The sequence below is a fragment of the Pseudomonas sp. UBA5666 genome, assembly GCF_002420785.1.
In the GTDB taxonomy this organism is placed as follows: Bacteria; Pseudomonadota; Gammaproteobacteria; order Pseudomonadales; family Pseudomonadaceae; genus Aquipseudomonas; species Aquipseudomonas fulva.
Genome location: NZ_DIIQ01000019.1, coordinates 20,142 through 29,702 on the forward strand (window position 1 = coordinate 20,142; position 9,561 = coordinate 29,702).

The 9,561-nt window shown below is 62.8% G+C and carries 8 protein-coding genes; 3 read left to right on the forward strand and 5 right to left on the reverse strand.

The window, feature by feature from the left end:
- Positions 1–30 precede the first annotated feature (30 nt).
- Together ada and B2Y33_RS11105 are read left to right on the forward strand one after the other, a co-directional pair.
- A complete protein-coding gene (gene ada / locus B2Y33_RS11100) occupies positions 31–1,086 on the forward strand; it encodes a bifunctional DNA-binding transcriptional regulator/O6-methylguanine-DNA methyltransferase Ada (protein WP_206405819.1) in 1,056 nt (351 codons plus the stop codon).
- Positions 1,087–1,142: 56 nt separating this feature from the next.
- On the forward strand, positions 1,143–3,560 hold the full coding sequence (locus tag B2Y33_RS11105) for a DUF3772 domain-containing protein (RefSeq protein ID WP_027915456.1): 2,418 nt from the start codon (positions 1,143–1,145) through the stop codon (positions 3,558–3,560).
- A 1-nt stretch (position 3,561) separates the two neighbouring features.
- On the opposite strand, the gene B2Y33_RS11110 is transcribed toward B2Y33_RS11105, so the two are convergent.
- Complete coding sequence (locus B2Y33_RS11110; RefSeq protein ID WP_027915455.1) at positions 3,562–4,362, reverse strand: helix-turn-helix transcriptional regulator; 801 nt, start codon at positions 4,360–4,362, stop codon at positions 3,562–3,564.
- Between the two features lie 98 nt (positions 4,363–4,460).
- Here B2Y33_RS11110 and B2Y33_RS11115 point away from each other — a divergent pair, with 98 nt between their 5' ends.
- Complete coding sequence (locus B2Y33_RS11115) at positions 4,461–5,921, forward strand: MFS transporter (protein ID WP_049695426.1); 1,461 nt, start codon at positions 4,461–4,463, stop codon at positions 5,919–5,921.
- A gap of 122 nt (positions 5,922–6,043) precedes the next feature.
- On the opposite strand, the gene ychF is transcribed toward B2Y33_RS11115, so the two are convergent.
- The 4 genes from ychF to B2Y33_RS11135 form a co-directional block, all read right to left on the reverse strand.
- On the reverse strand, positions 6,044–7,144 hold the full coding sequence (gene ychF, locus B2Y33_RS11120; protein ID WP_027915453.1) for a redox-regulated ATPase YchF: 1,101 nt from the start codon (positions 7,142–7,144) through the stop codon (positions 6,044–6,046).
- Between the two features lie 24 nt (positions 7,145–7,168).
- On the reverse strand, positions 7,169–7,753 hold the full coding sequence (gene pth, locus B2Y33_RS11125; protein ID WP_027915452.1) for an aminoacyl-tRNA hydrolase: 585 nt from the start codon (positions 7,751–7,753) through the stop codon (positions 7,169–7,171).
- Between the two features lie 79 nt (positions 7,754–7,832).
- Entirely contained in the window at positions 7,833–8,432 is a 600-nt protein-coding gene (locus B2Y33_RS11130) for a 50S ribosomal protein L25/general stress protein Ctc (protein WP_027915451.1), read from the reverse strand.
- A gap of 120 nt (positions 8,433–8,552) precedes the next feature.
- A complete protein-coding gene (locus tag B2Y33_RS11135) occupies positions 8,553–9,494 on the reverse strand; it encodes a ribose-phosphate pyrophosphokinase (RefSeq protein ID WP_003247410.1) in 942 nt (313 codons plus the stop codon).
- Positions 9,495–9,561: the final 67 nt, after the last annotated feature.

The window sequence follows — 9,561 nt, forward strand, 5'->3', positions numbered from 1 at the left end:
GCCGAACTGCACTTAGCCCGGAAGACGAACATGACAACCTATACCACTCCCGAGCAGCGCTGGCAGGCCGTCGCGGCGCGTGTTGCCGAGGCGGCGGACCATGTCGTCTATGCCGTGCGCACCACCGGTATCTACTGTTATCCAGGCTGCAAGGCCAGGCTGCCCCTGCGTAACAATCTGGAGTTCTTCGAGTCCCCGGCATTGGCCGAGGCAGCAGGCTACCGCGCCTGCAAGCGCTGCGCGGGCCCGCCTGCCATGTCGGCGCGTACGCGGCGCCTGGTCAGCAGTGCCTGTCGCCTGATCGAGGCGTGCGATCTACCGCCCAGCCTGGCGCAGTTGGGCGAGCGCCTGGCCGTCAGCCCGTTCCATTTACATAGGCTGTTCAAGGCGCAAACCGGCCTTACCCCCAAGGCCTATGCCGAGGCCTTCCGCGCCCAACGCCTCAGGACCAGCCTGGGGCAGGGGCAGGGCTCGGTCACCGATGCCATTTTCGAGGCGGGCTACAACTCCAGCAGCCGCTTCTATGCCGGCGCCGAGCAGCGCCTGGGCATGCCACCACGGCAGTTTCGCGCAGGTGGCGCCGGGGTGACCATCCGCTTCGCCGTGGGCCAGTGCTCGCTAGGTGCCATCCTGGTCGCCCAGAGCGAAAAGGGCATCTGCGCGATCTTGCTTGGCGATGAGCCCGAGGCGCTGGTGCACGCCCTGGAAGACCAGTTCTGCAACGCCGAGCTGGTGGGTGCCGATGCCGAGTACGAACGGGTCGTGGCGCAGGTCATCGGGTTCGTCGAGGCGCCGGCGCTCGGTCTGGACCTGCCGCTGGATGTGCAGGGCACCGTCTTTCAGGAGCGCGTGTGGCAGGCGCTGCGTGAAGTACCTGCCGGCTGCCGGGTCAGCTACAGTGACATCGCCCAGCGCATAGGCGCCCCCAAGGCGGTGCGGGCAGTGGCCAAGGCCTGCGCGGCCAACCGTATTGCCGTGGCCATTCCGTGCCACCGGGTGGTGCGCCTGGACGGCGACATCAGTGGCTACCGCTGGGGGATCGAGCGCAAACGGCAATTGTTGGCACGCGAAACAGCCCTCTCCTGATGGCCCGAAGCGGCGTAGAATCGCTTGCCAGATCGAATTGCAAAGAGGAATGTTCGATGAGGCGTGTCAGCCTTGCCCGCTTTAGTCACAGCCTGATGCTGTTGCTGGCGCTGATCGTGGCAGCGTCCAACCCAGCCTGGTCGGCGCCGGCCCCTGCGGCGACGGCGCAGGCTGCCGCCGACGCACCGGCACTGGACGAAACCGCGACCGTTGACCAGCTCAGCGACCGGCTGGACCAGATTCGCCAGGGCGTCACCAGTGACGCCAACGATGACCTGCTGGCGCAATTGCGCATGGCGGCCGTGCAGGTCCAGCGCCAGGCCGATGCCTTGAGCACCCAGCGTGCAGCCGATGCGCAGAAGGTGGATGACCAGTTGAAAGTCATCGGCCCGGCGCAGCCGGACGAGCCTGCGCCCTTGACCCAGCAGCGCAAGGCGCTGGAGGCCGAGAAGAAAACCCTGATGGCCCAGCAGGACCAGGCCACTAAGCTAACCCAGTCGGCGCGGGACCTGTCCACGCAGATCGTCAACCTGCGCCGCAGCCTGTTCAACTCGCAGATATCCAGCCGGGCAGCGTCGCCGTTGAGCCCTGCGTTCTGGCAGAGCATGATCCGCCCGACCCAGGACGACGTTGCACGGCTGCATGACCTGCGTGGCGAGATCACGGATGCGCTCGACAGTGCCCTGAGCGCCGAACACCGCTGGCTCTTCTTCGCCAGCCTGATCGCCTCGATCCTGGTATGGACCCTGGTGCGAGGGTTGCTGGAGCGGCTGTTGGCCAGGTCCATGGTGCGCTGGTTGCCAGAGGGGCGCTTGCGTCGCAGTGCCTTGGCCGTGGGCGTAAGCCTGGCGACCCTGGGCACCATTGCCGGCTCGGTATCGTTGCTGCGCTGGGGCGTTGAAAGCAGTGCGCAACTGGGTTCGGACCTGGCCAGCCTGACCGACCACATCCTTGCCCTGGTGGTGTTCAGCGCCTTCATTACCGGCCTTGGCCGGGCACTATTGATGTTACAGCGCCCCTCCTGGCGTTTGCCGGCGATTGCGGATGAAGTGGCCGAGGCCCTGGGCTGGTTCCCCAAGGTGCTGGCACTGGCCTTGATGGTGATGATGACCCTGGAGCGGGTCAACAGTGTGATCGGCGTCAGCCTGGCCCTGACCGTGGCGGTCAATGGTCTTACCGCTCTGGTGGTGGCGTTGATTTTCGCCGGCGCCCTGATGGCCTACCGCCGTGCTCGGCGTCGGCATGGCATTGACCGGGCGACGGGCCTGGCCGGTTTGATCCCGTTCGTGATGGTGGTGTGGCTGGCTGCGATCCTGCTATCACTGATCACCGGCTACCTGACCCTGGCCTATTACCTGACCGCCAAGCTGCTGTGGGTCAGCCTGGTCGTCACGTGCGCCTACTTGCTCACGACGTTCCTGAGTGATCTGTGCGAAATGCTGCTCTCGCCTCGCCAACCGGGTGGCCTGGCGCTGGCGTCCACGCTGGGCCTGGCACCACGGCACCAGGCGCAGGCGAGCACGGTGCTGGCCGGCATTGGCCGCACCGTCGTGGTGATTCTGGCCCTGCTGCTGACTTTGATGCCGTCGGGCACCAGCCCCAGTGAACTGTTGCTGAGCCTGGGGGACTGGGACGGCACGGGCGGCAAGCTGCTCGGCAACCTGAACATCGTGCCCCAGGACATCGTGCTGGCCCTCGGCATCCTGGCTGGCGGGATGCTGGCCATTCGTGTGGTCAAGCGCTGGTTGAGTGAACGCCTGCTGCCGGAAACCGACATGGACGCCGGCATGCGCGCCTCGCTGGTCACCCTGGTGGGTTACCTGGGCTTCCTCTTCCTGGCCATGCTGGTGATGTCGACCCTGCACATTAACCTCACCAGCCTGACCTGGGTGGTGAGTGCCTTGTCGGTCGGTATTGGTTTCGGTCTGCAGCAGATCGTGCAGAACTTCATCTCCGGCCTGATCCTGCTCACCGAACGCCCGGTCAAGGTGGGCGACTGGGTGAGCTTGGCGGGTGTCGAGGGAGATATCCGTCGTATCAATGTGCGCGCCACCGAGATCCAGATGTCGGACCGCTCCACTGTGATCGTGCCCAACTCGCAGTTCATCTCCCAGAACGTGCGCAACGTGACCATGGGTAATGCCCTGGGTGTGGTGGGTATTACCCTGACCTTGCCCCTGGACACTGACGCCAACCGGGTCCGTGAGCTGCTGCTGACCGCCTTCCAGGAGCACGAGGCCATCCTCGAAGCACCGGCGCCATCGGTGTCGTTCAAGGACCTGACCAATGCGGGCATGGTAATTGGCGTCAGCGGTTATGTGGCAGGACCGCGGTTGGTGGGCGGGGCCCGCAGTGACCTGCTGTTCACCATACTGGGGCGCCTGCGCGATGAAGGTATCGCCCTGTCGGCGCCGCAGAGCATGGTGCTGCTGCAGGACGGGCAACGCCCGGACGACGCTGAAAAAGACGCGTGACCTATGGGCTGCCTGGCAGCCCATCTTGACGTGCGTACACCACCAGCCGAAGGTGCCGGTCTTCATCGACGGTCAGCGAGGTATGCTCGAACGGCTGGGCCTGCCCATCAATGACCAGTTGGCGCACACCGCTGCAGGGCGCGTGCACGTCGTGGGTGCGCCAGCCGGCCTTGAAGGCTGGCGAGACGTGCTCCAGTTCGTCCACCAACGCGTGGATATCGGCCTCTTGCGTGGCCCGGGCAAAGTCGCGGCGAAAGCTTGCCAGCATCAGCGGGGCCTGGCTGTCCCAGTCGTGCAAGCGCCCATGCACTGTTGGGTCGGTGAACAGCAGCCAGAGCAGATTGCGCCGCTCAGGCGGGTGCGGGGCGAACCCGAACAGTGCGTCGGCAGGCCCATTGAACCCCAGCACATCCCAGCGCAGGTTGAGGACGAAGGCCGCGTGCGGCAGGTCGTGCATCAAACGCCGTACCAGCGACGGCAAGACACACCAGGTCTTGCCTGGCTCAGCGGGTGGACGGGCATGTGCCAACAGGAACAGATGGCGACGCTCGGCGGCATCGAGTTTCAACACCCGCGCCAGGTTGTCCAGAAAACTGGCCGACACGCCGATGTCGCGGCCCTGCTCCAGCCAGGTGTACCAGGTCAGTCCGACACCCGCGAGCGCGGCAACCTCTTCGCGTCGAAGCCCAGGTGTGCGCCGGCGGCCGCCGCTTGGCAAACCGACGTCCTCGGGCGACAGGCGCTCGCGCCGCGAGCGCAGGAAGTCGGCCAGATCGGATCGTGTACGTTGCAGCGTTCGCATGGCGTGTCTCGTTGCTTTGAGTAATAGCATAAACGGTTAAATTGTAATGGGTTACGGGCCATCCCAGAATGCCTGTGTCTAAATTCTGGAAAGGCACGATGAACGCCAATACTCCTCTCCCATTAACGCCTACACATCGCCTTGGAAGCCCGCCGTGGGTAGGTCTGTCGGTACTTTTGCTGGCAGGCTTCGTGACGATCTTCGACCTGTTCGTGGTCAACGTCGCCATCCCGAGTCTGCAGACCGGGTTGAATGCAAGCTTCGCGCAAATCGGTTTCATCGTGGCCGGCTATGAGCTGGCGTTCGGCGTGTTGCTCATTACCGGGGGGCGCTTGGGGGACGTATTTGGCCGTCGCCGGTTGTTCATCGTCGGTATGGCAGGGTTTACCGTGGCATCGGCGTTATGCGGCCTGGCGCCCAGTGCTGCTTTTCTGATCAGTGCGCGGGTTGTACAGGGGCTGGCCGCCGCGCTGTTGTTCCCTCAGGTCTATGCTTCGATCCGGGTCAACTTCGATGCCCAGGACAGCCGCCGCGCGTTCGGCTTGCTGGGGATGACGCTGGGGCTGGCTGCCATAGCGGGGCAGGTGCTGGGCGGCTGGATGGTGCATGCTGACCTGTTCGGATCAGGCTGGCGCAGCATCTTTCTGATCAATGTGCCTATTGGGTTGCTGGCCATCGTGGCGGCGCGCTACATCCCCGAGAGCCGCGCCCCCCAGCGCCCGGACCTGGACTGGGCAGGCGTGGCGCTGGTCAGCCTGGGCCTGGCATTGCTGCTTGTGCCGCTGATCGAAGGACCGGGGCAGGGGTGGCCTGCCTGGAGTTTCTGCGCGCTCGGCCTGGCACTGGCCTTGCTCGCGCTGTTCAAGCGACAGCAGGAACGGCGACGAGCGACCGGCAACTTGCCATTGGTGGATATGCAACTGCTGGCGCAGCGTCGCTTTGCACTGGGTGCGCTACTGGTGCTGGTGGTCTATTCCACATCCAGTTCCTTCTTTCTGTGCTTCGCCTTGTTGATGCAAAGCGGGCTGGGTCTGGATCCCTTCAGGGCCGGCAGCATCTTCGCACCCTGCAGTGTTGGTTTCGTGCTGGCATCGCTCGCTGCCCCACGGCTGGTTGCGCGCTGGGGAATACGTGCCATCGTGGCAGGGGCATTGCTGTATGCCCTATCGATCGGGTTGCTCATTGCCCAGGTGCAGACGGCAGGCGCGCAGTTGGTAGCCGTTCGGCTGATCCCGGTACTGATCGTGGTGGGGGCGGGCCAGGGGTTGGTGATGACCCCTTTGCTCAACCTGGTGCTGGCCTTGGTTGACGAAGCGAAAGCGGGCATGGCCTCGGGCGTGATCTCGACCGTGCAGCAGGTCGGTGCGGCGCTGGGGGTGGCCGTAGTTGGGATTTTCTTCGCGGCGGCCCTGCCAGGGGCGGAGGGCTCATTCGTTCAGGCCGGTCAGTATGTGCATGGGTTTGTGGCTGGCATGCTCTACAACCTGGGTGCCGCAGTGATGGTGATCGCCTTGCTGGTGATGCTGGCAGGCGAGCAGCGGTCTGGGGGAGGTGAGTAGGCACAATGCACCGGTGCAATGCTCTTGCTTTTTCCGGGCTTGAATAAAAACAGGAGCGTTCGGCAGGCCCTCGATTGGGCTACTGAACGCTCCTGCTTGTTTACGCCGTGGTTGTCAGCGGATCAGACGTTGAAGCGGAAGTGCATCACGTCGCCATCTTTGACGATGTAATCCTTGCCTTCCAGACGCCACTTGCCGGCTTCCTTGGCGCCGCTCTCACCCTTGTACTGGATGAAATCGTCATAGGCCACGACTTCGGCACGGATGAAGCCTTTCTCGAAGTCGGTGTGGATCACCCCGGCCGCTTGTGGGGCGGTGGCGCCTACGCGCACGGTCCAGGCACGTACTTCCTGCACGCCGGCCGTGAAGTAGGTCTGCAGGTTCAGCAACTCGTAACCGGCACGGATTACACGGTTCAGGCCAGGTTCTTCCAGGCCCAAGGCCTCGAGGAACATGTCCTTTTCCTCACCGTCGTCCAGCTCGGCGATTTCCGCTTCGATCTTGTTGCACACCGGTACGACCACAGCGCCTTCTTCTTCGGCGATGGCCTTCACTACGTCCAGGTGCGGGTTGCTCTCGAAACCGTCCTCGGCGACGTTGGCGATGTACATCACCGGCTTGCTGGTCAGCAGGTGGAAGCTGCGGATCAGGGCCTTTTCGTCGGCGCTCATGTTCTTCATCAGGCTGCGCGCTGGCTTGCCTTCGGTGAAGTGCGGGATCAGCTGTTCCAGAATGGCCTTCTGCGCCAGGGCTTCCTTGTCGCCACCCTTGGCGTTGCGGGCCACTTTCTGCAACTGCTTTTCGCAGCTGTCGAGGTCGGCAAAGATCAGTTCGAGGTCGATGATCTCGATGTCGCGCTTGGGATCGACGCTGTTGGAAACGTGAATCACGTTCTCGTCTTCGAAGCAGCGCACCACGTGGGCGATGGCGTCGGTTTCGCGGATGTTGGCGAGGAACTTGTTGCCCAGGCCTTCGCCTTTCGAAGCACCGGCCACCAGGCCTGCAATGTCGACGAATTCCATGGTGGTGGGCAGAATGCGGTTGGGCTTGACGATTTCAGCCAGCGCATTGAGGCGCGCATCGGGCATGGGCACGATACCGCTGTTCGGCTCGATGGTGCAGAAAGGGAAGTTCTCTGCCGCGATGCCAGACTTGGTCAGGGCGTTGAACAGGGTGGACTTGCCGACGTTGGGCAGGCCGACGATGCCGCAATTGAAACCCATGGGTATTCCCCTCTCTAAAGGAAATCAGGCCTTCTGGCTGTGCAGCTCGCGCATCGCCTTGGCGAAGTCGCCAGCGAGCACGTCCGGCAGCACACCGAGGGCAAAGTCGATGCTGGCGTCGAGCTTCTCCTGCTCGGCACGCGGTGCGCGGCCCAGGACGAAGTTGGAGACCAGCTTGGCATCACCTGGATGGCCAATACCGAGCCGCAGGCGATGGAAGTCGTTCTGGTTGCCGAGCTGCGCGATGATGTCGCGCAGGCCGTTGTGCCCACCATGGCCGCCGCCGCGCTTGAGCTTGGCAACGCCGGGAGGCAGGTCGAGTTCGTCATGCGCCACCAGTATGGCCTCCGGCTTGATCCGGAAGAAATTGGCCAACGCCGCCACGGACTGGCCGCTACGGTTCATGTAGGTGGTGGGGATCAGCAGGCGAACATCGTTACCCTGATGGCTGAACTTAGCCGTCAGGCCGAAATATTTCTTGTCAACGGTCAGCGAGATGCGCTGGGCGCTGGCAATGCGTTCAACGAAAAGAGCCCCTGCGTTATGCCGGGTCTGTTCGTATTCGGGGCCGGGGTTACCCAGGCCGACGATCAACTGGATGGCGGTCACGTCAGGGGCTCTTCCTTGGAGTTGGTGGGTTACAGGGCGCGCGGCACTGTAACCCGATCAACGCCGGCGTGCGAGTGGATTACTCGGCAGCGCCTTCTTCCTCAGCTTCAGCGGACACGCGTGGGGCGTGAACGTTGGCAACTGCTTTGTCATCACCGTGGGCCAGAGCGACGAACTCTACGCCTTTCGGCGCTTTCAGGTCCGACAGGTGGATGATGGTGCCGATTTCAGCATTGGCCAGGTCGACCTCGATGAACTCAGGCAGGTCTTTGGCTTCGCAGGAAACTTCCAGCTCCGACTCAACGTGCGAAATTTCGCCGCCTTTCTTGACCGGGCCTTCTTCGTTGATGAAGTGAACCGGTACCTTGGCGGTCAGTTTCTGGCCAGCAACGACGCGGATGAAGTCGGCGTGCATGATGAACTGCTTGGCCGGGTGGCGCTGCATGGCCTTGATGATGACGTTCTGCTTGACGCCGTCAACGTTCAGTTCGATGACGTGGCTGAAGGCAGCTTCGTTTTCGAACAGCTTGGTGATTTCCTTGGCCACGATGGTCAGGGATTGAGCTTCTTTATCACCACCGTAGACTACGGCTGGGATGCTGGCGGAGTGACGCAGGCGGCGGCTCGCACCTTTCCCCAGGTCAGTACGCACTTGGGCGTTCAGATTGAAATCAGTCATTTTGTTTCTCCAAAATAGCCCCCCGAGGGCGTTTGCGACCAGCGCCAACGGGGATGGCAAAAAAGCCCCGCCCCAGCGGATGTGCTGGGGCGGGGCGCTTTTCGTCAGCGTGCGTTCCGCTTAGCGGAACATCGCGCTGATCGATTCTTCGTTGCTGATGCGGCGAACCGCTTCGGCGACAACCGGTGCGATATCCAACTGGCGGATACGGTCACAGGCTTGAGCAGCGGCGGACAGTGGAACGGTGTTGGTCACCACCAGCTCGTCCAATACCGACTTCTCGATGTTCTCGATCGCGCGGCCCGACAGGACAGGGTGCGTGCAATAGGCGTAAACCTTGGCAGCGCCGTGCTCTTTCAGGGCTTTGGCCGCATGGCACAGGGTGCCGGCGGTGTCGACCATGTCGTCTACCAGGATGCAGGTGCGCCCTTCGACGTCGCCGATGATGTGCATCACTTCGGAGTGATTGGCCTTTTCACGGCGTTTGTCGATGATACCCAGGTCGACACCCAGGGACTTGGCGACAGCGCGTGCGCGCACGACACCACCGATGTCCGGGGAGACGATCATCAGGTTCTCGAAACGCTGGTCTTCGATATCGTCGACCAGTACGGGCGAGCCGTAGATGTTGTCGACCGGGATATCGAAGAAACCCTGGATCTGGTCAGCGTGCAGGTCGACGGTGAGTACACGGTCGATACCCACGACAGTGAGCATGTCAGCGACGACTTTGGCGCTGATGGCTACACGTGCCGAACGCGGACGGCGGTCCTGGCGGGCGTATCCGAAGTAAGGAATCACGGCGGTGATTCGGGAAGCTGAGGAGCGGCGGAAGGCGTCGGCCATCACTACCAGTTCCATCAGGTTATCGTTGGTCGGTGCACAGGTCGGCTGAATAATGAAGACGTCTTTACCGCGGACATTTTCATTGATCTCAGTGCTGATTTCGCCGTCGGAGAATTTACCGACAGAGACGTCACCGAGAGGGATATGCAGCTGACGTACGACACGCCGAGCCAGATCGGGGTTAGCGTTCCCCGTAAAGACCATCATCTTGGACACGCGCAGTACCTGAAGGCTGAGGGTATACCTGGATGAGTATAAGGAAAATGGCAGGGGCGGCTGGATT

What these genes read in the sequence shown, in the direction of transcription:
- ada (WP_206405819.1), top strand. Translation starts at nt 31, where the DNA reads ATGACAACCTATACCACTCCCGAGCAGCGCTGGCAGGCCGTCGCGGCG.
- B2Y33_RS11105 (WP_027915456.1), top strand. Translation starts at nt 1,143, where the DNA reads ATGAGGCGTGTCAGCCTTGCCCGCTTTAGTCACAGCCTGATGCTGTTG.
- B2Y33_RS11110 (WP_027915455.1), bottom strand. Translation starts at nt 4,362, where the DNA reads ATGCGAACGCTGCAACGTACACGATCCGATCTGGCCGACTTCCTGCGC.
- B2Y33_RS11115 (WP_049695426.1), top strand. Translation starts at nt 4,461, where the DNA reads ATGAACGCCAATACTCCTCTCCCATTAACGCCTACACATCGCCTTGGA.
- ychF (WP_027915453.1), bottom strand. Translation starts at nt 7,144, where the DNA reads ATGGGTTTCAATTGCGGCATCGTCGGCCTGCCCAACGTCGGCAAGTCC.
- B2Y33_RS11130 (WP_027915451.1), bottom strand. Translation starts at nt 8,432, where the DNA reads ATGACTGATTTCAATCTGAACGCCCAAGTGCGTACTGACCTGGGGAAA.